At 36.6% G+C, this 24,967-nt stretch carries 18 protein-coding genes and 1 riboswitch; of the genes, 4 read left to right on the forward strand and 14 right to left on the reverse strand.

Going from position 1 to position 24,967, the window contains the following annotated elements:
• Nucleotides 1-412: 412 nt before the first annotated feature.
• On the reverse strand, nucleotides 413-1,555 hold the full coding sequence (locus tag C7390_RS08760; protein ID WP_318295639.1) for an N-acetylmuramoyl-L-alanine amidase family protein: 1,143 nt from the start codon (nucleotides 1,553-1,555) through the stop codon (nucleotides 413-415).
• A 380-nt stretch (nucleotides 1,556-1,935) separates the two neighbouring features.
• Between C7390_RS08760 and fucO the strand changes: the two genes are divergently transcribed.
• Entirely contained in the window at nucleotides 1,936-3,084 is a 1,149-nt protein-coding gene (gene fucO / locus C7390_RS08765) for a lactaldehyde reductase (protein ID WP_022501879.1), read from the forward strand.
• A 141-nt stretch (nucleotides 3,085-3,225) separates the two neighbouring features.
• On the opposite strand, the gene pepF is transcribed toward fucO, so the two are convergent.
• Both pepF and C7390_RS08775 read right to left on the reverse strand, forming a co-directional pair.
• Entirely contained in the window at nucleotides 3,226-5,013 is a 1,788-nt protein-coding gene (gene pepF, locus C7390_RS08770; RefSeq protein WP_116444032.1) for an oligoendopeptidase F, read from the reverse strand.
• Nucleotides 5,013-5,888 (reverse strand): DegV family protein, encoded by an 876-nt coding sequence (locus C7390_RS08775; protein ID WP_022501881.1) that lies wholly within the window; start codon nucleotides 5,886-5,888, stop codon nucleotides 5,013-5,015. The genes pepF and C7390_RS08775 overlap by 1 nt, the downstream gene beginning before the upstream one ends.
• A gap of 195 nt (nucleotides 5,889-6,083) precedes the next feature.
• On the opposite strand from C7390_RS08775, the gene C7390_RS08780 reads away from it, so the two are divergent.
• On the forward strand, nucleotides 6,084-6,995 hold the full coding sequence (locus C7390_RS08780; protein ID WP_116444033.1) for a GNAT family N-acetyltransferase: 912 nt from the start codon (nucleotides 6,084-6,086) through the stop codon (nucleotides 6,993-6,995).
• 124 nt (nucleotides 6,996-7,119) lie between these two features.
• On the opposite strand, the gene dapB is transcribed toward C7390_RS08780, so the two are convergent.
• The 3 genes from dapB to C7390_RS08795 all read right to left on the reverse strand — a co-directional run bounded on the left by dapB (nucleotide 7,120) and on the right by C7390_RS08795 (nucleotide 9,971).
• Complete coding sequence (dapB, locus tag C7390_RS08785; protein ID WP_022501883.1) at nucleotides 7,120-7,881, reverse strand: 4-hydroxy-tetrahydrodipicolinate reductase; 762 nt, start codon at nucleotides 7,879-7,881, stop codon at nucleotides 7,120-7,122.
• An 88-nt stretch (nucleotides 7,882-7,969) separates the two neighbouring features.
• Nucleotides 7,970-8,857 (reverse strand): 4-hydroxy-tetrahydrodipicolinate synthase, encoded by an 888-nt coding sequence (dapA, locus tag C7390_RS08790; RefSeq protein ID WP_022501884.1) that lies wholly within the window; start codon nucleotides 8,855-8,857, stop codon nucleotides 7,970-7,972.
• A gap of 171 nt (nucleotides 8,858-9,028) precedes the next feature.
• Nucleotides 9,029-9,213: riboswitch (Lysine riboswitch) on the reverse strand.
• A gap of 116 nt (nucleotides 9,214-9,329) precedes the next feature.
• The gene (locus tag C7390_RS08795; protein ID WP_022501885.1) at nucleotides 9,330-9,971 is read right to left on the reverse strand and encodes a single-stranded DNA-binding protein; all 642 of its coding nucleotides are present in this window, start codon (nucleotides 9,969-9,971) and stop codon (nucleotides 9,330-9,332) included.
• 478 nt (nucleotides 9,972-10,449) lie between these two features.
• Here C7390_RS08795 and typA point away from each other — a divergent pair, with 478 nt between their 5' ends.
• A complete protein-coding gene (gene typA, locus C7390_RS08800) occupies nucleotides 10,450-12,279 on the forward strand; it encodes a translational GTPase TypA (RefSeq protein ID WP_022501886.1) in 1,830 nt (609 codons plus the stop codon).
• 76 nt (nucleotides 12,280-12,355) lie between these two features.
• A complete protein-coding gene (locus C7390_RS08805) occupies nucleotides 12,356-12,673 on the forward strand; it encodes a helix-turn-helix domain-containing protein (protein ID WP_022501887.1) in 318 nt (105 codons plus the stop codon).
• A gap of 182 nt (nucleotides 12,674-12,855) precedes the next feature.
• On the opposite strand, the gene C7390_RS08810 is transcribed toward C7390_RS08805, so the two are convergent.
• The 8 genes from C7390_RS08810 to C7390_RS08845 form a co-directional block, all read right to left on the reverse strand.
• Nucleotides 12,856-14,646 carry an ABC transporter ATP-binding protein gene (locus tag C7390_RS08810; RefSeq protein WP_116444034.1) on the reverse strand — a complete coding sequence of 597 codons (1,791 nt, stop codon included), beginning with the start codon at nucleotides 14,644-14,646 and terminating at the stop codon, nucleotides 12,856-12,858.
• Nucleotides 14,647-14,798: 152 nt separating this feature from the next.
• Nucleotides 14,799-16,355: a glycoside hydrolase family 28 protein gene (locus tag C7390_RS08815; RefSeq protein ID WP_116444035.1), complete on the reverse strand. Its 1,557-nt coding sequence runs from the start codon at nucleotides 16,353-16,355 to the stop codon at nucleotides 14,799-14,801.
• The gene (locus C7390_RS08820; RefSeq protein WP_116444036.1) at nucleotides 16,346-17,287 is read right to left on the reverse strand and encodes a glycoside hydrolase family 88 protein; all 942 of its coding nucleotides are present in this window, start codon (nucleotides 17,285-17,287) and stop codon (nucleotides 16,346-16,348) included. Before C7390_RS08820 ends, C7390_RS08815 begins: the two co-directional genes overlap by 10 nt.
• Before the next feature lie 283 nt (nucleotides 17,288-17,570).
• Nucleotides 17,571-19,523 carry a family 43 glycosylhydrolase gene (locus C7390_RS08825; RefSeq protein ID WP_116444037.1) on the reverse strand — a complete coding sequence of 651 codons (1,953 nt, stop codon included), beginning with the start codon at nucleotides 19,521-19,523 and terminating at the stop codon, nucleotides 17,571-17,573.
• A 210-nt stretch (nucleotides 19,524-19,733) separates the two neighbouring features.
• The gene (locus tag C7390_RS08830) at nucleotides 19,734-20,597 is read right to left on the reverse strand and encodes a carbohydrate ABC transporter permease (protein WP_022501892.1); all 864 of its coding nucleotides are present in this window, start codon (nucleotides 20,595-20,597) and stop codon (nucleotides 19,734-19,736) included.
• An 11-nt stretch (nucleotides 20,598-20,608) separates the two neighbouring features.
• A complete protein-coding gene (locus C7390_RS08835; protein WP_022501893.1) occupies nucleotides 20,609-22,105 on the reverse strand; it encodes an ABC transporter permease subunit in 1,497 nt (498 codons plus the stop codon).
• 133 nt (nucleotides 22,106-22,238) lie between these two features.
• Entirely contained in the window at nucleotides 22,239-23,807 is a 1,569-nt protein-coding gene (locus C7390_RS08840) for an extracellular solute-binding protein (protein WP_116444038.1), read from the reverse strand.
• Between the two features lie 422 nt (nucleotides 23,808-24,229).
• Entirely contained in the window at nucleotides 24,230-24,871 is a 642-nt protein-coding gene (locus C7390_RS08845; protein ID WP_022501895.1) for a YigZ family protein, read from the reverse strand.
• Between the last annotated feature and the right edge of the window lie 96 nt (nucleotides 24,872-24,967).

The following is a 24,967-nucleotide window of genomic DNA, read 5'->3' on the forward strand; positions in this document are numbered from 1 at the left end:
CTTCATAATAAGATTCAGAACGGGAAGACAGGAACACATTTATTTCCTTTAAAAAGTGCCTGAATTTAGAAATATCAAAATAAAAATTTTTAAAATCTGTATAGGTTTATTAAAGTACGCCAATTTTTGGAACATCCCATTCATTTTAATAAATAGTAACTTAAAAATCGTATTTTTATAGGAAAAAGAGGCTGGTACTTTAACGATTTTCAATCGTTAAAGCGACAGCCACTTTTTGTTATCCGAGAAGTGCGAGGCACTTCTCGAAACCCAACTGCTTCGAAGTTTGGGTTCGATTTCTCAGAGTGCTAAAGCACTCTTCGGTCGTGTCAGAGCAGAGGTCCACCGGACCTCTTAACACCCGTCTCGCGTGACGTACGGGAGGGATTATCAATAAGTCCTAAAACAAAAGTTAGTTCACTACCTCTAATATTCCTTGTGCATCGGCACGGGCCAGGGCATCTAGCTGGGAGTCGGTGCTGAAATGAGTTCTGTAGTCGTTCTCGTTGCTTAGGAATGAGTGTTCTATTATAATTGTTGGTATTCCGGCATATGTGCCGTTGTATATAAGTCCATAATAATCTGCTGGTGAACCGTCTGGGTAGAGTTCATTTACTGTGTTGGTACGCTGTAATATGCCATTAGTGTATTCTGTGTTCCAGTCATCTGCTATTGGAATTCCTATATTGTTAAGATTGCGGATAATTGCATTGGCAAGCATATTTTCTTTATCATATATGCTTGCAAATCTTGAATCAGATGGCTGATATCGGCTACAGCTCATTAATACCATACAGCCTCTTGGATTAGTATTATCCTGGCTTTTGCTGTTAATATGAACCGATATAACATAATCGGCGTTATTGCCTTTAGCATAGTCTATTCTTCCCCCTATGCTCACATCTGCATCAGAAGTACGTGTCATAATGACATTAAGATTATCATTCTGTTCAAGATACCACTGAAGCTTTTTTGCTATTACAAGATTAATATCTTTCTCTTTAATGAGTACACCATCATATGTTTCTTTCGTTCCCTCATTACTTCCACCGTGTCCTGCATCTATACATATAGTTGTCTTGTGCTGTGCTTCCTGAATATTTTCCTGTGTATCATCATCTTCTGCTCCACCTGATACATAAGAAAATGTGTCATTATATACAGGCTGCTGGCTGTTATCATCTACATTGTTACCATTTTCTGTATAATTATCCGTATCATAATCCGAATTATCATTACTTATACTTTCATCACCGCTGTTATTTTCATCTTCAATATCTGCATTATTTTCGTTATCCGTTACAGCAGATGTGTTATCGGCTTCGCTGGTGTTCTGGTTCTCATCTGAATTAACAGACAGATCATCTGCATTTACATTCTGCATACTATCTGTATCACTATTATTTACCGCAACAACTGCCGTATCTGCTTCATTATTAGAATCATCAGACTTACCGTCTGTCCTTCCGCACGCTGTCAGGCTCAATGTCAATATACTTACTAATAACGCTGTATTTATCACTTTTATTATATTCTTTAAATTATTGTTTCTCATTTTACTCCATTCCTATGTATTTAATGTGTATATGATATACCTTTCATTTAATAATATCTATACCTCAATTTTATTTTTAAATTTACTTTTCAATTTTGTTTCAAATTTTGTTTCAAATTTCATTTCTATATTTTATAGTGTTCTGATAATGTATTTTCAATAATATAATTTCAATAATAAAATATACCATTTTACATATCTTTTCACACACATATTATTAATATATCCCCTGTTTATGTGCCCTCATTTGTATACACATTCTCACATTTGTTGCGTCATTTTGCATTAATTTTAATATTTTTTAGTTTTTTACTTGTATATTATTCACAAAGTGTTAAAATATAAACATAAATTCAACGTGAATGGAGGTAAATATTATTATGGCACAGAGATTTATTCTTAACGGTACATCTTACCACGGAAAGGGAGCTATCAAGGAGATAGCTACAGAGGCTATTTCAAGGGGATTTAAGAAAGCATTTGTATGCTCTGACCCTGACCTTATCAAATTTGGTGTAACTAAGAAAGTTCTTGATGTATTAGACGAGAACGGACTGGCTTATGAGGTTTATTCAGACATCAAGCCTAATCCAACAGTAGAGAATGTTAAGACAGGTGTACAGGCATTTAAAGATGCTGGTACAGATTATCTTATCGCAATCGGCGGTGGTTCTTCAATGGATACAGCCAAGGCTATTGGTATTATCATTAACAACCCTGAATTCAGTGATGTTATAAGCCTTGAAGGTGTTGCTCCTACTAAGAAACCTGCCGTTCCTATTATTGCAGTTCCAACTACTGCTGGTACAGCCGCAGAAGTTACTATCAACTACGTTATCACAGATACAAGCAAGAACCGTAAAATGGTATGCGTTGACCCACACGATATCCCTGTCGTAGCTGTTGTTGACCCTGATATGATGTCTAGTATGCCTAAGGGGCTTACAGCCGCAACTGGTATGGATGCTTTAACACACGCTATTGAAGGTTACATAACTGCTGGTGCCTGGGAATTATCTGATATGTTCCATCTTAAAGCTATTGAAATCATTTCTAAGAGCCTTAGAGGTGCTGTTGAGAACACACCTGAGGGACGTGAAGGTATGGCACTTGGACAGTATATAGCAGGTATGGGCTTCTCTAATGTAGGTCTTGGTATTGTCCATTCCATGGCTCACCCACTTGGTGCCCTCTATGATACACCACACGGTGTTGCTAACGCTATTATCCTTCCAACAGTTATGGAATACAATGCTCCAGCAACTGGTGAGAAATATCGTGACATTGCCAAAGCTATGGGTGTCAAAGGCACAGATGATATGACACAGGAAGAATACAGAAAAGCTGCTGTAGATGCTGTAAGAAAGTTATCACAGGACGTAGGTATCCCAGCTAACTTAAAGGATATTGTCAAGGAAGAAGATATTCCATTCCTTGCACAGTCAGCTTATGATGATGCATGCAGACCTGGTAATCCAAGAGAAACAAGTGTTGAAGAGATAACAGAGCTTTACAAGAGCCTTATTTAACAGACAACTACTTAAATTATTGTTTATCATATTTTACACCTCTAAAAAAGAACCCCGCTATACCGGCAGGGTTCTTTTACTATTTACTATTTTAGTGTTATATAACGAAACATAGGTTATAGGACAAAACGCATTAACAGCTTAATCCCACTCATCAAGCAGTCCCTTAAATACATTTAATGCAGACTGTACAACTTCACGTTTTTCCATATCTATTCGGCATAGCTTAAGCAGGTCAATAGGGTGAAGACTGCTGCCACCTGAAAGGAACTTTTTATACCCCTCTTTAACAGCTTTATCTCCCTTTAATATTCCATCAGCTATCGCAATAGCAGCAGAATATCCTGTTGCATACTGATATACATAAAATGGAGTATAAAAATGTGGTATTCTCGCCCACTCGTATGCTATCTCATCATCAATAACACACTCACTTCCAAAATACTTTTCATTAAGCTTTCTGTATACATCACACAGATTATCAGAAGTAAGGACATTGCCTTCTTCGACCATTTTATGGGCTGTCATCTCGAATTCAGCAAACATCGTCTGTCTGAACAATGTACCCTTAAACTGCTCAAAATAATGGTTAAGAAGATACTTTCTTCTCTTATCATCTTTATCATTCTTACAGCTTTCCAACAGATAATTCATAAGAAGTGCTTCATTACAGGTTGAGGCAACTTCTGCAACGAATATCTTGTAACCGGCATATATATATGGCTGGTTGGAATTAGAATAATATGTGTGCATTGCATGACCCATTTCGTGAATAATTGTAAACACATCATCTAATGTTCCTGAGAAATTAAGGAATACATAAGGGTGAGTTCCATATGCTCCCCACGAGAATGCTCCCGTTCTCTTTCCTTTATTCTCATATACATCAACCCAGCCTGTTTCAAAGCCTTCTTTAACCTTAGCAACATACTCCTCGCCCATAGGTGCTAAAGCTTCAAGAACCATCTGTCTGGCTTCATCATAGGTAACCTTCCACTCATAGTCCGCTACCATCGGAGCATATATATCATAAAAATGAAGCTCATCAACTCCTAAAGCTTTCTTTCTTATATCAACATACCTGTGCATAAGATTAAGATTGTCATCTACAGTATTAATGAGATTCTTGTATACATCTACAGGAATAAATGAATCAGACAGATACATATGTAATGTTGATTCATATTTTCTTGCTTCAGCCTTAAATACTGCCTGTTTTACGTTGCCATAAAAGCAGGCTGCAAGCGTATTGATGTGCTGCTTATATTCCTTATAAAGACACTCAAAGGCTTCTTTTCTTACACTTCTTTGCTGGCTCTGCATATATTTTACATATGTTCCATTAGTCAGCTCAACCTTATTCCCAGATTCATCAATTATACTGCCAAAATGGACATCTGCATTGTTAAACTTAGAAAATATCTCATTAGGAACAGACATTACCTGCGATGCCTTTGCAAGAAGAACCTCTTCCTTCTCCGAAAGAGAATGTTCTTTCTGGCTTAACATATCGTCAATCATATGCTTATACAACTTAAGCCTGTCATCTTTTAAATATTCATAGAGAACATTTTCATCCATACTTAATATTGCAGGCTCAACAAATGCGTACTTCTCAGCACATTTAGCTTCTGCCGTCTGTGCCCTGCCTGACATATCCTGATACACCGAATTAGCTGTATCCTCATAATATCTCATAAATGCGTATACATATAATCTCTCAACAAGATAATCAGTATCATTCAATTCCTTTAATACATTATAAAGATTATCAGCCGACTCAGTTAAAACAGACTGATATTCACAAGGCTCGCCTGCCTGTTTAATAAGCTTATGGTAATCTTCTTCCCACGCATTATCTGATGAGTAGATGTCATTAACTGCCCATTTGAACTCATTATCAATCTCACTTCTTAAAGGTGCTGCCATTATTCTGCCTCCGGTACATAAGCTGACACTGCTATTGCCAATGAACCATATCCTATATGGCACGCAACACTGAGTGACAATGGGTCCATATGGAAATCATACTGAGGAAATGCTTCTTTTACAGCCTCAGCCCATTCCCTGGCTTCTTCTTCATTACCAGTATATGCAACTTCCATATGAAGCTTTCCTTGTTGTGCATAATCTTTAAATCTGTTATCACAGTCATCCTTCATAGCCTTAAGCATAATCTTCTTGGCTGATGACTTTCCTCTTGCCTTGGCAAATGCATCAAGCTTCTCACCCTGTATCTGTAATACAGGATTGAGCTTTAACATAGTTCCAATAGCTGCCGCCGCAGGTGTTATTCTTCCACCCTTCTTAAGATACTTAAGTGTTTCAAGAGTTATATATATGCTTGAGTCCATTTTGTGAGCTTCAAGTATATCCTTAATTTCCTCGGCATTCTTACCCTTATCTGCCAGAGCCTTTGCATCCATAACTGACTGGCGCATAGTAACTGATATACGCTGGTTATTAACAACCTGCACCTTTCCATCATAATCACCTGCAACCATAGTTGCTGTCTGGCAGGTACCACTAAGACCGCTTGACATAGGTATAAATACAACCTCATCATTGTCCTTTAACAATTCATCAAAATAGTCCTGTAATGTTCCTATTGATGGCTGTGATGTAGATATATCTGCATCATTTTTAAGCTTTTCATAGAATTCTTCCTGTGTAAGATTAATATCTTCAAGGTATTCCACTCCATCAATAAAAAAAGGCATAGGTATAACTGTAACACCCATATCCTTAGACTGTGCCTGTGTAATACCGCTATTGCTGTCTGTTAATATTGCTACTTTACTCATAATATGACCTTCCTATTATTTACTGTAATTGCTACCAATCATCACTAATATATATAGCAATTACTCTCTATCTACCCGTAGTATAAAAATGATTATCAACTCTTATTGTACATTATCTTTTAGTTTGCTACAATGATTTTTACATAAAATTTGCAACAGATTACCAATTTTACTTAAATCAGGGGGATTTAATATATGAACGCACACGCCAATACTACTTCATTCGCCAATACAGATATTATTATAGAAAATGTCTTCTCTTATGATGATGTTTTAAAGCTTTCCGAATTATGCAATTATGAACCATTCTGTGATGAACCTGAGGCTGAAGACTTAATACAACTTGCGGCTTTTACAAAGGATAGCCACTGCCTTGTCGGGTTTATTTCGTGTTTAAACCCTATTATTAACTGCAACACTGATGACTCCGATGACATAGACACTCACAATAATTCAGATACTATTAAACCGAGTATATATGATGATATGGTAATTGAATTTACCGCTATGACTGCCACTGACTACAGGCAGCAGCACATTTTCACAGCAATGTTTTATGCACTTATGTGCACCGTTAATGCTTTAATATCAGACAGCAACATAAAATACATCACCGCCATTGACGATAAAACCGCGAACAGCATTATCAGCCACAAGCATAATCCTGCTTGTAATATTTCCGGCAATATCAATATAGCATATGCCTGCAGCGAATATCTTATGGAACTTTCAATTAAACATATAACTAATAACTTTTCCACTGTCCTTCCGGACACTATTGAGTTATTAAAATATGATGATGAATATCAGCTTTTATCAAGTGCCTCTGATGAGCTTATATCATCAATATCATTTGAACATTTTAACACACATATATGTATACACGATGTATGGACTGACCCTGATATGCGCAGATGTGGCTATGCCAGATTATTATTAACAGAGCTTATTCAGGATTGGAAAAATGACAGCTTAAACAACAGCCACGATAATACTATAATTCCTCTTATACTTCACGTTTCAGGCAGTAATATGCCCGCTGTCAGGCTTTATAAGTCAAGCGGATTTGTTGTAAGGGAAGAACTAAAGTATTATAACGTAAAATAAGTCCTACAAGCAAAAGGTGTGGATAATGTAACTAACAATTCAGGCTTTAGCCCTGAATACTGCGGTTGTTACATTATCCACACCTTTAATAATTTAATCTGTTCTCTTCGTGCTATCCCATTTATTATCTTGCCGCTATAACATCTGACATATCATACATTCCTGCACTCTTACCTGCAAGGAACTTAGCTGCTTCTATAGCACCCTTTGCAAATACTGACTTAGAATATGCTGTGTGTGTGAATTCAATAACTTCATCTTCACCAGCGAATATTACATCATGTACTCCTACTATTGTTCCACCACGCACTGCGCTGATACCGATTTCTTTAGGATCTCTCTTTACTCTTTCCTGACTTCTGTCATATTTATAGTAATAATCATCACCAAGAACTTCCTTGATTGAATCTGCTAATGCAAGTGCTGTTCCACTTGGAGCATCTACCTTCTTGTTATGATGTCTTTCTACTATCTCAACATCGAAGCCTGCTGGTGCAAGAATCTTAGTTGCATCCTGTAAAAGCTTCATAAGCATATTAATGCCAAGTGACATATTAGCAGACTTAAGCACTGCAACTTTGCAGGCTGTCTTTCTTACGTGTTCAATCTGCTCATCTGTAAGTCCTGTTGTACATACTACAACCGGAATCTGCTTCTTTTCACAATAATCAAGAAGTGCATCCTCTGCCTTTGCTGCTGCAAAGTCAATTATGACATCTGCTTCTACATCACAGTCATTAACTGATGCAAATACAGGATAATCATTATGTCCATCGTCAAATGGATCAATTCCTGCTACTATCTTACATTCATCATCTTTGCTTACAAGGTCTGTAATAACTCTTCCCATATGTCCATTACAGCCATGCATAATAATTCTTGTCATTATCATAGCCTCCATACATTATTTTCTTTATTATTTCAATGTTTATGTTCGCACACTTCTTTTATCTGCCAAATTATAGATTCTTACACTACTTTATAAGTCCGTAATTCTTAAGTGCTGTCTTTAACTTATTAAGGTTAGCTTCTTCCATTTCGCAAAGAGGCATTCTGAGTGGTCCTACTTCCATACCCATAAGATTAAGAGCTGTCTTAACTGGAATAGGATTAACCTCACTGAATAAAGCATCTACAAGCTCAAGTGCCTCAAACTGTAACTGACGGCTCTTTTCAATATTACCGGCAAAGAACTCAGCACATATGTCGTGTGTCTGCTTTGGTGCAACATTTGATAATACAGATATAACACCCTTAGCACCAATAGACATAAGCGGTACGATAAGTCCGTCTTCACCTGAATACATATCAAGACAGCCTTCTGCTAACATCATTGTCTTAGATTCCTGTGAAAGATTGCCTGTTGCAGCCTTAATGGCTACGATATTATCTACTTCCCTGGCAAGCTTTACTGCTGTCTCTGGCTGAATGTTGCAGCCTGTTCTGCTTGGTACATTATACATAATAATTGGAAGGTCAATTGATCTGGCAACTGCTGTGTAATGCTCTATAAGTCCCTTCTGTGTAGCCTTATTATAGTAAGGTGTTACAACAAGACATCCGTCAACGCCTGCCGCCTGTGCTTCCTTTGAAAGTTCAACAGCTGTCTTAGTACAGTTAGAACCTGTTCCTGCAACAACAGGAACTCTCTTTTTAACATAATCAGCAGTAAATCTTATAGCTTCGATATGCTCTTTTTCTGTCATAGTTGCAGACTCACCAGTTGTTCCACAGATAACAATCGCATCTGTTGAATTATTAATCTGATAATCAAGAAGCTCTGCAAGCTTATCATAGTTGATTTCTCCATTGGCTTTCATTGGTGTGACAATAGCGACACCTGCACCTGTAAATATTGACATAACTCCTCCATTCCAACGCTTATCCGTTGTATTAATATTAATTATTTCAATTCTATTCCTGTATTGTCTAACAGAGTACAACGTTTAAATAACTCTTTTACAATAAAACAGACCGATCTAATGACAGACCGGCCTAATTAAGAATTCATTATACAAATATCATTATATAAATCTTCGCGTAGCCCTCCATCATAAGGCATCAATGCCCATAATGACAGTCATAAGATTATTAACCTTATGCCCAGCATATAACTTCCCTGAATTATATGCTTCGGCACTTTCCCCTTTCGCTGCACATCATATGCTTGGGGACATCCGTACAGTTACTATTGAATCGTGCGACCTCTACTTTGTAGAATTAAAAGTTAATTTGACTATATCACTTGCGTAGTTCATTGTCAATATCAACACATTCTTATTTATATGATGTCAGGTGTAAATAGCCATAAACTATTCGTGACTACGCAATATTTTATTCTTCTTCAACTAAATCAATCTTGCTGACAGAAACCTCATAGGCTACTCTCTTCTCAACTGACTCCTCATCAACCTTTTTGGTGTATTCTCTTGACTGTACTCTTCCACATATCTGAAGGTGGCTTCCTACTTCAAGTCCGCCTGCAAATCTTGCATTTCTTCCCCACGCAATACATGGTATGTAATCAGACTTGCCATATGGTCTGTTGACAGCTACAAGAATATCAGCTATCTCTCTTCCTAATGGAGTCTTTCTATATATAGGTGGCTTACATACATAGCCATCAAGGAATATCTGATTAGACTTTGACTGCTCCTCTGGAATATCTTCATCTTCTATAAAGCGTAATTCTCTTACAAATATTGAAAGAACGAGCTTATTCTTAACACCTTCGTGTCTGTTATAAGAACGGAACTGTCCAGATACCTCTATCTTCATTCCCCTGTAATCTTTAGTTACATCAATAAGTCTTTCACTTATCATAAGTGGAATTATATCCACCATATCACTGAGACGGTTGACAGATACATTTGCAATATAAAAGCCCTCTCCAAATACCTCGTGGCTAAATGTAAATTCTGATACCACTTCTCCGATGATACATACCCTGTTGTTTTCAATTACCTTATCAAGCATAAGTATTTCTCCCTTCTTTGACCGATATTATTGTGCCTCGGTCCTGTGCTTTATTTATTGTTCTCAATATGTATATGTTCTAACTTGCTGTAATATTACAAAAATATTTTGAAAAAGTTGTGTACAAATTATAATATTTTTGAAAACATTATAAAAATACTGTGTTTTACTGTATTTACACAAATTGTATTTTTTTACGAACATAGAAGTATACCGGTATACTTCTATTAAAATATATGTTATAGTCTTACTAGCATAATCGCAATTATTAAATATTAATATGTATATATATGTGCAATCTGCTATAAAATATATTTGATATTTTTTAATATTTTTACCATATATACTATTGTATTTTGATAGCTTTGTGATAGAATATAAAAGTTGCTAACCATAACCATTCAATGTATAATATATATTGCTGGTAAATATGTAACAGTGATTGAACATTTTGACTTATATATGAAAGGAAAACATAATGAAAACTAAACGCGAAGATATTCGTAATATCGCTATTATCGCCCACGTTGACCATGGTAAGACAACTCTTGTAGATGAACTTTTGAAACAGAGTGGTACTTTCCGTGCTAATCAGGAAGTTGCTGAACGTGTAATGGATTCTAACGATATAGAACGTGAAAGAGGTATTACTATACTTTCAAAGAATACTGCCATTCACTATAAAGATACTAAGATTAATATTATTGATACTCCAGGACATGCTGATTTCGGTGGAGAAGTTGAGCGAGTTTTAAAGATGGTTAATGGTGTTGTTCTTGTCGTTGATGCTTTTGAAGGCGTTATGCCTCAGACTAAGTTCGTTCTTCAGAAGGCACTTGATCTTAATCTTGCAGTTATCGTATGTATTAATAAGATTGATCGTCCAGAAGCCAGACCTAATGAAGTTATCGATGAAATTCTTGAATTATTCATCGACCTTGATGCAAGCGATGAACAGCTTGATTGTCCATTCATATTCGCATCAGCTAAGTCTGGTTATGCTATGGCTGACCTTGATGACGAAAGAAAGGACATGCAGCCTTTATTTGACTGCATAGTTAATAATATACCAGCACCAGAGGGTGATCCTGATGCTGATACACAGATGCTTATATCTACTATTGATTATAATGAATTCGTTGGACGTATCGGTGTAGGTAAGATTGAGAATGGTAAGATTAAGGTTAATCAGGAAGTAGCTATTGTTAACCACCACGACCCATCTTTAAGAAAGAGAGTACGTGTAACTAAGCTTTACACATTCAACGGACTTAATAAGGTAGAAGTTAATGAGGCAGGCTTCGGTGATATCGTTGCCGTATCTGGTATTGCTGACCTTAAGATTGGTGATACACTCTGTTCTGTAGAGAACCCTGTTGCTATCCCATTCCAGAAGATTTCAGAGCCTACTCTTTCTATGGACTTTATGGTTAATGACAGCCCACTCGCTGGTAAAGAGGGTAAGTTCGTAACTTCAAGACATATCCGCGACAGACTTTTCAAGGAACTTAATACTGATGTAAGTTTAAGAGTAGAAGAGAATCCTGGTTCTGAGAACTCATTTAAGGTATCAGGACGTGGTGAACTTCATTTATCTGTTCTTATTGAGAATATGAGACGTGAAGGCTATGAATTTGCTGTAAGTAAAGCTGAGGTTCTCTACCACACTGATGAACGTGGCAAGAAGCTTGAACCTATGGAGCTTGCATATATTGATGTTCCAGAAGAATTCTCTGGTTCTGTAATCCAGAAGCTCAGCCAGAGAAAGGGAGAACTACTTGGAATGACACCTATTAATGGTGGTTACACAAGATTACAGTTCTCTATTCCATCCCGTGGTCTTATTGGCTACAGAGGTGAATTCCTTACTGACACTAAGGGTAATGGTATTATTAACACTTCATTTGAAGGTTATGAAGAATACAAGGGTGATATATCTTACAGAAAGACTGGCTCACTTATAGCTTACGAAGATGGTGAAGCTGTTACTTATGGTCTATTCAATGCACAGGACAGAGGTACTCTTTTCATCGGACCTGGTGAAAAGGTGTATGCTGGTATGATTATCGGTGAGAACCCAAGAACTGAGGATATTGAAGTTAATGTCTGCAAGACAAAGCACCTTACTAACACTCGTTCTTCAAGTGCTGATGAAGCTTTAAGACTTGTACCACCTAAGATATTAAGTCTTGAACAGGCTCTTGATTATATTGACACAGATGAGCTTCTTGAAGTAACACCAACTCATCTTAGAATCCGTAAAAAGATTCTTGATTCTACAGCAAGATACAGAGCTAATAAGAAGTAATTACATTTAATCAGAATTCTTCTTATTAATATATAACAACCAATTAACAATTTATAATTATCAATGGAGGTCTACTATGGATAGCGATTTAGGAGCAAAAGTTAAAAAATTAAGAATTTCACAGGGTTTAACACAGGAAGACGTTGCTAAGGCACTTGATGTAACTCCAGGTTATATCAGTAACGTAGAAAATGGACGTAATCTTATGACATTAAGAATGCTTTCATACTATGCAGAGCTTACAGGCGTTTCTCTTGACTACCTTGCAGGAAGTGTTGATAAGAACTACCAGAGCACAGCTCTTGATAATGAAATTATGCAGTTAGTATCTAAATTAGATTCTGAGACTAAGGAAAAGTTAATCTCAACATTAAGAATCTGGATTAATAACTAATAAGATAAGTTGATATAATATATGTTCTTCGTCAAGTTAAGGACTTTGAATATCACATATAAAAGAAACCTGGTGCTAATAAATGGCATCAGGTTTCTTTTTACATATTGGCTGATAATTTATGCTGTGACTTCGTTAAAAATGCAGGCAGACCCCCTCTGTGCTTTCGGGTTAGACAGACATTATGACTGTATCTTCTTCATCTGATAGAACTCACCCTTGAGGTTCATTAATTCATCGTATGTTCCATATTCTACACAGTGGCCATCAGCTATTACGGCTATTTTGTCAGCGTCTTTTATTGTTGAAAGACGGTGGGCTACTATAAAGGTTGTTCTATCTTTGGTAAGGTTATTGAGAGCCTCCTGTATAAGTTTTTCTGATATACTGTCTAAGGCTGATGTGGCCTCATCTAACACTATAACCTTAGGATTTCGTATAAGTGCTCTTGCTATTGATATACGCTGCCGCTGACCTCCTGAAAGCTTTCCACCGTGCTCTCCTACCATCGTATCAAGTCCGTCTGGAAGTGAATTGATTAAATCTGTAAGATTAGCGGCTTTAACTATTTCATCAAGCGTTGCCTCATCAACGTTATCAACACCATATGTAATATTATCCCTTATTGTCCCTGAAAATAATATTGATGTCTGTGGAACAACCGCAAGATGCTTTCTATATGAGCGAAGGTCAATATCCTTCATATTGTGTCCGTCTATAAGCACTTCTCCGCTGTTAACCTGATTAAAACCTATTACTAGGTTAAGAATTGTCGATTTACCAGCTCCGGATTCACCAACAAGTGCAATTGTTTCGCCTTTATCCACATGAAGATTAAGGTTATGCAGAACTGGCCTGTCGATATTATTATATCTGAATGTTACATCTTTAAAATCGAACTCACCATATATGTCCTTAATTATTTCCTTACCTTCATTCTGTTCTATGTCATCTTCTAATAATACTTCACCTATTGAATTAACCGATTCAATACCTTTGGCTATTGTAGGAATAAGAGACATAAGTGATGATACCTGACTTACGATTGTAGCAAAATAGCTCTGGTAAAGTGTTATATCTCCCGGCATTACAGTTCCTTTAATTGCAAGAAAGCCTGTGAATCCAAGACATACTACCTGAAATATCTGAAATATCGCCCAGCCTACTGAACCAAATAATGATTGTATTACATCAAGTCTGTAGCCTTTTTCTGCAACAGCGAATAATTGTCCACTCATTTTCTGAACTTCTTCCTCCTCAAGTGCATGTGCCCTCGTGACAGGAATAAGCTCAACCATCTCCATTACCCTTGCAGAAGTTTCTTCCATCTCTTTTCGGAATTCATTATTACGCTTCTTCATTACATTCCTGAAAAATACCATTGTCGCAGCGGCAATTGGTGTTGTGAGCAGAAAGAATATGAATACTACAAGGCTCTTATTAATGGTTACTATAAGTGCTATAGCTATATTAAGTGCTATATTAAGTATGCTAAGAAACATCTGCGTTGACAGTGTTTCCACCGCTTCGACATCTCGCATAATCTTGGATTGCAGACGTCCTGACTGCGTTTCCTTATGATAAGATATAGATAACTGCTGCAGCTTTCTTACAAGTGCCCTTCTTAAGCCTGTCTCTGCATATCTTGTTGCTAATGATTTGTATCTTGTATACATATAATTCATAGGAATATTAAGTGCTACAAGAACAATCATAATCATCGCCTGTATAATTATGTTCTGATAAGTTTCTGGCGAACCACTCGTTATATCATTAATAATATTCGCTGTGACAATAGGCAGTACCCATACAGGTGCATGCTTTATAAAGAAGAATATAACAGCAAGAAAGAACTTATGATAGTTGCCTTTATAAAGACCTAACAATATCTGCATAGGGTGACCTTTATGCTTTTTATAACATTCTATAAACCAGCTCTCGACATCTATTCCCTTTGGTGCTCTTAAATTCAATATACTCACCCCGCTTTCATCGTTATAAAAAGGAATGTGCCGCGGCACATTCCCCTATTTATAGTTGTAATCATATGATGATAAAGTCATAAGTTCCAAATCCTATTACGCAGGTATTAACGACTTTCTGAACTTTTGACTCTGACATCTTATTATTTCTTAATTATATTATCTACATTTTCTGCGACAATTTCTTCACCGTCACAGCCTGTAACCTTAACATTATCAAGAATAAGTGTGTTGATATTACTTACAATCATACCTTGTCTGCTTGCTTCATCACAGCCTAACATCATAGCTGCAACACCTGACTTGGCATTATCTGCGTATGTAATATTAATATTCTCAAATGTAAGTTCTTCTATTTTGCTTTCTGGAAGTCCGCATATATAAGTACCTGCAACGTGGCAGTTCTTAGCATTGATATTCTTAAATGTGAACTTCTTAATTGAAGGTGTTCTATCATCTACAGGAAGCGGCTTCTTAGAACCCACATATTCTGTCTTACCATCCGGGTCACAGAAATAGAAGCTGTTAACTACAAATGGTGTCATAACATTATCCATATCTATATTCTCGAAAGAAATGTCATCAAGAACTGAAAGCTTTCCTCTTCCTCGTCTTGTCTTAACTCTTAAGCCTCTGTCTGTGTTCATAAACAGGCAGTCTTTGATATGCACGTCCATAACACCTGCGGCAATCTCGCTTCCTACTGTTACAGCTCCGTGTCCATCTCTCATACAGCACTGTCTTACTATCATATTGGTTGTTGGAACATTGTACTTCTGTGCCATATAGATTTTGCCTGATTTAATAGCAATACAATCATCTCCAACTGAAATATATGTACCAAGTACAAGTACGTCCTCACAGCTTTCTGGATCAAGACCATCTGTGTTGTGTGAGTCTGCTGGTGCTTTAATCTTTACATCTATAAATTTAAGGTGGTTACTAAAATATGGGTGAATAGTCCAGCAAGGTGAATTCTGTACTGTTATGCCCTGCATAGTAACATTTTCACAATGATTTATAAAGAAAAGGTTAGGTCTCCACGCTATATTACGCACTTTGCAGTTCTTCCACCAGTTATCGTGTGTTGTACCACCATCAATAGTACCCTCACCTGTTATAACAATATTTTTAACATTAAGACCACATATTATTGCCGAGAAAGAGTCTACCGGATTACCTTCCCATGAAGCCAGATTGTATTCTGACTTCTCATCATATGACTCAATAAGACCTGGTAATATAGGGAACTTATCTCTGTCTGTGAATGCAAGTAATGTAGCACCCTTGGCAAGCTCAAGTGTAAGGTCATCTTTTAAGAAAATGCTTGATATTCTGTAAGTTCCTTCTGGAACATATACTCTGCAATTCTTCTTAGAAGCCATAATTGCACACTGGATTGCATTGGTATCATCGTGCTCACCATCACCATATGCACCGAAATCCCTTACATTAAGTGTTACAAATTCATAATCTGTATGAAGCTCGACAGGGCCATATTCTTTACCGTCATATACCGCTGTTATCTCATAATCTGTATCTGGCTTGAAGCCATATAAAGATGTAACCTGCTTGTCTGTATGTGTGAATAATTCCCCATTAACATATATGTCATATTCTTTCTTAGAATAATACTTTCCTGCTTCTGTTAATTCTACAACTGCATTTCTGCTTGTATTAGTTACTAATACTAACTCCATAATGCTCCTCCCTTGCCACGGCCATAATCCTGATATTCTCTGTTGCGTACTGTCTCGCTGTATACTAATGCCGCCTTGCTTACTACATTCTTATCGGTATCGTCATCAGTGAATATCTCACCTGACATTACCTTATCACACACGCCTAACACAATGCCTTCGTATTTCTCTGTGTGAAGTGCCTTCATTCTACATCCCTTTAATACAGCGTAGGCAAACATAAGCTCTGACTCTTCATCAAAATCATCAAAGTCATCATAATCTCTCCCTGTTTCAAGAACAGCCTTAACTGATGCCTTGAAATAGTCCTGCATCTTTCTGTAGATTTCATATATCATCTGGTCCATAACTTCCATTGTATCAACAAGTGAAGCTGCATATACAGATAATACCTTAACCTTGGCTGTTGTATCTGATGAATACTTAGTGTCTGCAAAAAGCTCATCATTCATAGCGTTATACTGTCCGATAACGTCATTATACTGCTCTTTTCCACCGTCCTTAGTTTCATATGCCATATAAAATGGTTCATATGAATATGCCTTACATAAGCATTTCTTATCATCTGCATCTTTAAAATAACCAGCTTCATTTCTTTCAAAATCCCTAAAACCAGCCGCAAGCTTTACAGCTTCATTCTTATATTTATCATCACCTGTAAAATCTGATGCTGTATAGAACGCATTACCAATCATAAAATGCTTAAGGCTATTCTTATCGAGGCTGTCTATAACACCACTCTCTATAACCTTATCAAGTGCTTCTGTTAATGCTTTAACTGCACTATCTTCTCTTAATGCCTTACATAATGAAGAAAGTGCGTTAAGTCTTAATCCAAGAGCGTACACATCGTTACTGCTGATTAATTCATCAACCTGTGATAACTTTGCATACATATTCTTTTCCAATTCTGAATTTCTGTTAATTATCATTGCAATCTCCTTACTATATATTAAGATGAGCACTATGGTGCTCATTATTTCATAATTCACGATACTTTACAACGTTTATAAAGTTTCGTCAGAAACTTTTAAGATGAGCACCTTGGTGCTCATTATTCCGTAATTCACGATACTTTTCAACACTTATAAAGTTTCGCAAGAAACTTTTAAGATGAGCACCTTGGTGCTCATTATTTCGTAATTCACGATACTTTTCAACACTTATAAAGTTTCGCAAGAAACTTTTAAGATGAGCACCTTGGTGCTCATTATTTTATGCTTTATATCTGAAATAATCAAATGCCGCATAATAATCATCTGTTCCGTGTCTTCCCTCGCTATCAGTATACTGGCTTCCATAATCTCCAGCGTAAGCATACATTCCAATCATTGCACCTGTAAAACGCTTACCCTTACGAATTCCTTCATCACACAGATAATAGACATTATCCAGACTAACAACTTTATTATAGTCTTTATCATTATAACTATATGAAAATGTCCTTCTTAAATTGTTCGTATCTATCTTAAGGTATATGTCTTTATTATTGTTATCAACACATACACCATCGTGTGTAATGACCTCGTCACCAATCTTCTCGACTACATTAAGCATAAGTCTTGGTGTTTCCTCTAACGTAGCAAATACACCGAATTTTATATAGGTGTTCTCATCATAATAACAAGTCATACCGCAGTTCTGACCCGGATATAATTCTGGCATACAAAGCTTACATACAGCACTAAATCTGAAATGTTTCTGTCTTCTTAAAAGTATATTCTTAGCTTTCATAGTATCAAGGTCATACTTGCTTCCCTTGATATGAACCTGAGAGTCTTTTAACTTAATGCCGTCCATCTCCGGCACTCTTGGGAACCACCATTCATTACTCAGATATGAATTATTAAAATCATCATCTGACTCATCTTCCCATATCATCTCTGGCAGATCAGGCTTTACCTGTAATGCACTAGGACCTTTAAGGTTATTGACTATCGGCCAGCCGTCCATAGTCCAGCTTATAGGGTCAAGAGCAGTTTCTCTTCCTAAAATGCTGTATCCATCGCCAATCTTTCTTCCACACAGATACACCATATACCAGTCACCATTCTGTGTCTGTACCGGCTTTCCGTGACCACACCTCTGTATTATCTCATCAGGGTTGTTCTGTCTCATAATAGGATTGTATGGGCAGGGTTCATATATTCCTTTAAGCTCCCTGCTTCTGGATACCGTTATTCTGTGTCCCGGTCCTGTTCCACCCTCTGCTTCAAACAGATAATAATATCCATCCTTCTTTAAAAGATGAGGTCCTTCCGGTGCTCTCTTATTATCTCCATAGAACAAAAGCTCTGCTTTGGATATCTGTTTAGTAGCATCCTCATTAAGCTCAAATATTCTTGCTCCCCTGTTAAGGAGCATATATCTTCTTCCATCATCATCATTAAATATAGATGGGTCAATACCATCTTCATCTATAATGGCAGGCTTGCTGTATGGTCCTTCCGGCTTATCTGAACTTACAACTATCTGCTTTCTGTATACATTACCTGTATCATTAAGTCTGTATGTAGCTGTTATATAAAATCTTCCCTTATAATAAGATATATCGGGAGCCCAGTAACCTCGTCCTCCTTCAAGGTCATCAAGAGCCGCCCACTCTGGTTCTGTAATAGCATAACCTATTATCTTCCAGTGAATAAGGTCTTTAGAATGCGATACTGGTATACAAGGATAGAATATAAATGAAGAATTAACCATATAATAATCATCTTCAACCCTGACAATTGATGGGTCAGGATACATACCTGTCCTTATTGGATTGTGATACATCTCACTTAACTTATGACCAACAACACTCTCAAAATATTCTTCTAACTCTATAAAATGATTCTGATGAGCAACCTCAAAAGGTGTCTGTAAATTAATATCTCCAGACAAAGGTGACATTCCAACTCTCTCAACCAGATACCTGCAAGTAGGTACGCTTCCTGACATAGCCGCATAATGAAGCATATTCTTATTATTATCATCGTGAATATTCATACTTGCCCTTGAATATTCAACTATATACTTCACAAGCTCAAGGTTACCCGTCTTAGCGGCAAGTAATGCCATAAGTACTCCATGTTCGTCCTTCTCATCTATAAGATTAGGCTCATTCTCAAGTATAGTCTTAACTTCTGCAATATTTTCAAGATATATCGAATCTGCTAACTTTCTCAATTCTCCACCACCTTAACGTGTTTTATATAGACAATTCCTAAATATGTCCTAATTTTAACATATAGATATATGTATTTCTACATAAAAAATGCCAATACAACAAAAAAAGACGGAAATGATATTAGCATTTCCGTCTTTTTTAATAATTATAATAATTAATCTCAACAATCAGATAATAGTTGATTAATAACTATTCTTATATTCCTGATATTACTCCTTAACGGCACCTACATTAACACCCTGTACAAAGTACTGCTGGCAGAATGGGTAGATAATCATGAAAGGTAATATAGCAACGATTGTAGCCGCATTAGAGATTGTGTTAGGGTCTACTGAATCGTCGTTAGGAATATTACTATCCATAACCATGTTACGAAGTTTAATCTGGAAGTTGTATAACTTATCTGTTCTGATATAAATCTTGAAGTTAGTATAATCATTCCAGAATGTTACGGCAAACATAAGACCGATTGAAGCAAGGGCAGCCTTAGAAAGTGGTAACACAATCTTAAAGAATATACCCATTGGTGAACAACCATCAATCTGAGCAGCCTCAAACAATGATTCTGGAATACCTTCAAAGAAGTTTCTCATAAGTACAAGGTTATATACGTTGATAGACATTGGTAAAATTACTGCCCACAATGTATCAAGTAAGTGTAAGTTCTGCATAACTAAGTACTTAGGAACCATACCACCATCGAAAATCATTGTGAATAATAACATATATGCGAAGAAGTTTCTTCCTGGCATTTCCCACTGAATGAGTACATAACCACCGAGTGTAGCAAGTAATAATCCCATAAATGTACCAGCTAATGTTGTGATAACTGATACAAGGAATGGACGATAAAGAGAAGCTCTTGAAATAATCGCACCATATCCACCTAATGAGAATGTACTTGGCCACCATCTAAAACTTGTTGCTGAATGAGCATCAAATGAATCTACAATAACCTTCCACATAGGGAAAAGAATTAACAATGAAACCAATATAAAGAAGATTACATTGACTATTGGGAAGATCTTAAATTTTTTCTTTTTCTTTTTATAAACTAACTGTTCTTCACTCATCGTCTAACCTCCTATACAATTCCACGTCCACGGACTTTTTTACTTGCGTAGTTACAACCAAGTACGAGGATCATACCTACAAATGACTTGAATAAACCTACGGCTGTTGTATAACCATAATCAGAGAATGAAGCCGAGAATGTCTTATTGTAAATGTATGTCTGTAATACCTGAGAAACATCATATGTACCAGCACTCTGTGTAACGAATACTGATTCAAAAAGGTTCATAACCTTAGCAAGGTTAAGAATAAATACTGTGATGATTGTGTTAGCTAAAGCAGGAAGAGTTATATATATAAGTCTCTTAAATCTGTTAGCACCATCAATCTGAGCAGCCTCATAAAGATCTGGGCTGATACCTGATAATGTAGCAAGGAAAAGAATAGTTCCCCATCCTGTATCCTTCCAGATATTCATTACGAAGAATGTACCTGTCCAATACTTAGAGCTACCAAGGAAATCAATTGGAGAATTGATAAGTCCCATATTAATTAAAGCACCATTAACAACACCTGTGCTGTTAACAGAAAGAATTACTTTGAATACAGCAGCAACAACTACCCATGACATAAAGTGAGGTAAGTATACAATTGTCTGTACTGTCTTCTTAAATGCCATATTAGTAATCTCGTTAAGAAGAAGTGAGATAATAACTGCGGCACCTGTATTAAGTATTAACTTAACAATTGATAATACAAGTGTATTTCTGAATGCTGCCCAGAAGAATGTATCAAATTTTAACATTGTCTGGAAGTGGAATACACCAATATAATAAGGGTTAGCTAATACATATGAAGTAAAGGCGTAACGACATCCTAACATTGGCCAGTAGAAGAATAATAATACCATTACTAATACTGGCAGGAACATAAGATAAAATCCTCTGTAGTAGAACATCTTCTGCCCAATATTCTGATTTAATGTGTTAGATAAATACTTTGTATCAACACCGAGGTCTTTCTTGAATATCTTAACGACATCCCAGAACACACCAACAATAGCAACTATAAGGCCGATGATTATAACATATACACCTGAACCTACTGAATAAGAATTACCATTATAACCATTAGATAATAAATCTGAAATGTTATGGTATACATACTTTAACGCACCAGTCTTAGTCTTTCCATCAGCACTAGTAAACTGGAATGCAAACATTGAAATAAATGCAACAGCTGTAGCTGCCACAGATGTAATAATAGATAACTTTTCTTTCTTAGCAACAACTAATAAAATACCAGCAACAAGTATTAACATAAATATGTACCACATTGCAATGACGCTGATATTCATAAAGCCGAATGAATATGCCTTAGGTGTATAACCATCCATAAGAGTTTCGTTAGACTTTGCAAATGGAAGTAATCCGCCTATTAACATAATAACCATACCGATAATAGCTAAATATCTGGTATTACCAGCTGGCTTACCATTAAGTGCTCCACACTTAGGGCAAATCTTTGCCTTCTTAGGAAGCTCTGTTCCACAAGACTTACACTGCATCTTTATACCCTTCTTTCCTAATATTATAGTAACAATTGCTTATATCAAGCAAAATTCGTGCCAGAAGACCAGGTCTACTGGCACGAAATATAAAGTGATGTTTAAAACATCTTTTAACACATATTAAGTAGCATTAATTCTTTCCAGCGAACTGTGTATTTAATGACTTAAGAGCCGCATCTACCTTAGAACCAACAGTCTTTGTGTATTCCTGCATACCCTGATCAACTGTCCATTCACCTCTTGCAACGTTATCAATTACTGTGTATCTTTCTGTATTGATATCACCAACAAGCTTACCAACTTCTTCTGTCATAGCAGGTGAATCTACAAGTGTAGAATGTTCAAAGAACATATCTGAGCAAGATGTAACATTTTCTGGCTGTTCAGCCTTTCCTGGATCCTTACCGTTTGTGAAGTTAGCAAGAACTAAGTTGCAGTCAAGATGAGCCTTAGCATAAAGTGTCTTAGGGTTAGTCTTCTTACCAAGGAACTTGAATGAACCATCAGCCTGCTCTTCATAGTAGTAACCCTTAGGACCATATTCCCAAAGTGTCTGGATATCTCCACCATCTAACATTGTATCGATGAAGTACTTGAAGATTCCTTCAGCCTTACCTGTCTCAGCAGCGTGAGATGTAATACACCATGATGGTGCAAGTCTTTCTGCGTATGAACCAAGTTCCTTGATTGGAAGAAGTGGAATCATTGAATCATCAAGACCAGCTGTCTTTAAGTATCCGCTTAATGTTTCAGCCCACTGTCCAGCCCAGTATGTAAATACACCTGATTCTGTCTTAGGATCTGATGACTTAAAGTCGTTACGTGCTGTCTGAGTTGTCTTTGTGCTTGTTTCCTTATTGATAAGACCATCGTTAACAGCGTTCTGAATTCTCTGAAGAGCATCCTTCATCTCCTTCTGAGAGAAACCATCTACATATTCACCCTTCGCCTGGTCATAGTAGAAAGTAAACTGAGCATTCTGATAGAATTCTGGAAGGTAGTTAGTATAAGGTGCTTCCTTTGAATAGAAACCTGGAGCAGAAATTACATAATCAACTCCTCTAGCTTCCTTCATCTTCTTAAGCATTGTGTAGAACTCATCATATGAGAGCTGCTTGCTTGTTAAATCTGCCTTAGAATAACCAGCCTGAGTAGCCCAAGCTTCCTTTACATATGTAACACATCCGTTACCACGAGCAGGAACGAATCCGTAGAGAGCCTTCTCACCATCAACGCCTCTTACATAGTTAGCCTGCATAATCTTCTCTGCATCTGAGATAAGTCTTCCAGAAGACTTTGTTGCTGAATTATTCCAAGCATCTGTCATATCCCAAAGAAGACCCTGGCTTGCATAAAGTGCTAAATAATCAGATGAAAGAATGATAACATCTGGCATTGCACTTGCATCAAGCATTGAGTTAGCAACTGCATCATAGTATGAGTTGTGGTCAGGACGTGTAATTTCAAAATCAAGACCTGTTAATGACATAAGCTGTTCATCAAACTTCTCGCCCCATTCTTCTAATGTAGGAACTGTACCATCAACCATAATTGTGAAATGTTCTGGCTTTTCTACGCTTGCCCAATCTACAGTTTCTTTTGTGCCGTTTGAAGCATTGTTATTGCCACATGCTACAAGACCCATTACTGATGTAAGAGTTAAACCTACAGCAGTAAGCTTTTTAATTGTCTTTCTCATAACCTTGTAAACCTCCCTTAATTGGTTCTTGTGGGGCAACCCCACTTAATATGTTTTTTGACATTGATATATTACCATTTTTGTACTATTTTAACAAGACTATTTTTAACAATTCTTGTATTTTTTTTAATTTTTTTATGAACCCCAGTATTTATGCGGCTTCCCAACACTATATTTTTGAACAATTTATTAACAAAGCGCCCTTTATATATTCATTCTGTATAATTTTACATCTATTAAAAATAGATGTTTTATGTAAATTTTGCACTATTATTAAGATAATTTTAGCATTTTTTTACATCACTTTAACAATCAAATGTAATTTTTATCTAAAAACCATACTTAAATTGTGCTTATTTACCAGTGTTAATTATTTGTTCACAATTCGTCCATTTGTTACAATCATATAATTGTACGATATGTTATAAAAATATTATATTTCCAGCCATATTTCTGCAAAATTTAACATTTTCTTTATCATTAAGAACTACATTACCCGCAAACGTGTCCATCAGCTTCTTTTCAAATGTGTCACAAACTGACATTTCTGCCGCAAGTTTAATTGTGACATTTGCACCAAAGTCAGTATCAATGATATCCACATTATTATCATTACATATATACTGCAATTTGCCATATGCGTTATAATCAGTCGTTATGACAGCAGTTATTCCGTCACACACCTGTGCTATGTCCGAATTCTTAATCCCTTCTTTAGCAGCAGCCTGATATGCTCTTATAAGTCCACCTGTTCCAAGAAGCACGCCGCCAAAATATCTTGTTACAACTAAGAGGCAGTCTGTAAGCCCATATGAATTAAGTATATCAAGCATCGGCTTTCCTGCTGTCCCCTGCGGTTCTCCATCATCACTAAATCTCTGTATCTGCCCCTTATCGCCTGTTACATAAGCATAGCAGTTATGTCTTGCATCCCAGTATTTCTTCTTTACTGCAGTGATATACTCCTCTGCTTCTTCTTCGCTTTTTATTTTAAAAATGTGGCAGATGAAACGCGACTTCTTCTCCTCTATTTCTCCACTGCCGTTCTTTAAAATTATATTCATAACTCCTCCGATTGCCTGTCATTCATTTCTATGGTACAATAAGGTATCCGTGTTACGGATTATCACTTTAAATCCTTATTGGATTTTGTACCTTGC

Source organism: Bacteroides galacturonicus (assembly GCF_003096855.1).
Lineage (GTDB): Bacteria > Bacillota > Clostridia > Lachnospirales > Lachnospiraceae > Lachnospira > Lachnospira rogosae.

Coding starts and splice junctions, on each gene's coding strand:
- C7390_RS08780 (WP_116444033.1), top strand. CDS start 6,084: ATGAACGCACACGCCAATACTACTTCATTCGCCAATACAGATATTATT.
- C7390_RS08835 (WP_022501893.1), bottom strand. CDS start 22,105: ATGCAGTGTAAGTCTTGTGGAACAGAGCTTCCTAAGAAGGCAAAGATT.
- C7390_RS08830 (WP_022501892.1), bottom strand. CDS start 20,597: ATGAGTGAAGAACAGTTAGTTTATAAAAAGAAAAAGAAAAAATTTAAG.
- typA (WP_022501886.1), top strand. CDS start 10,450: ATGAAAACTAAACGCGAAGATATTCGTAATATCGCTATTATCGCCCAC.
- C7390_RS08795 (WP_022501885.1), bottom strand. CDS start 9,971: ATGCTTGATAAGGTAATTGAAAACAACAGGGTATGTATCATCGGAGAA.
- dapB (WP_022501883.1), bottom strand. CDS start 7,881: ATGACAAGAATTATTATGCATGGCTGTAATGGACATATGGGAAGAGTT.
- pepF (WP_116444032.1), bottom strand. CDS start 5,013: ATGGCAGCACCTTTAAGAAGTGAGATTGATAATGAGTTCAAATGGGCA.
- C7390_RS08845 (WP_022501895.1), bottom strand. CDS start 24,871: ATGAATATAATTTTAAAGAACGGCAGTGGAGAAATAGAGGAGAAGAAG.
- C7390_RS08820 (WP_116444036.1), bottom strand. CDS start 17,287: ATGATAATTAACAGAAATTCAGAATTGGAAAAGAATATGTATGCAAAG.
- dapA (WP_022501884.1), bottom strand. CDS start 8,857: ATGTCAATATTTACAGGTGCAGGTGTCGCTATTGTCACACCAATGAAA.
- C7390_RS08840 (WP_116444038.1), bottom strand. CDS start 23,807: ATGAGAAAGACAATTAAAAAGCTTACTGCTGTAGGTTTAACTCTTACA.
- C7390_RS08815 (WP_116444035.1), bottom strand. CDS start 16,355: ATGGAGTTAGTATTAGTAACTAATACAAGCAGAAATGCAGTTGTAGAA.
- C7390_RS08805 (WP_022501887.1), top strand. CDS start 12,356: ATGGATAGCGATTTAGGAGCAAAAGTTAAAAAATTAAGAATTTCACAG.
- C7390_RS08760 (WP_318295639.1), bottom strand. CDS start 1,555: ATGAGAAACAATAATTTAAAGAATATAATAAAAGTGATAAATACAGCG.
- fucO (WP_022501879.1), top strand. CDS start 1,936: ATGGCACAGAGATTTATTCTTAACGGTACATCTTACCACGGAAAGGGA.
- C7390_RS08775 (WP_022501881.1), bottom strand. CDS start 5,888: ATGAGTAAAGTAGCAATATTAACAGACAGCAATAGCGGTATTACACAG.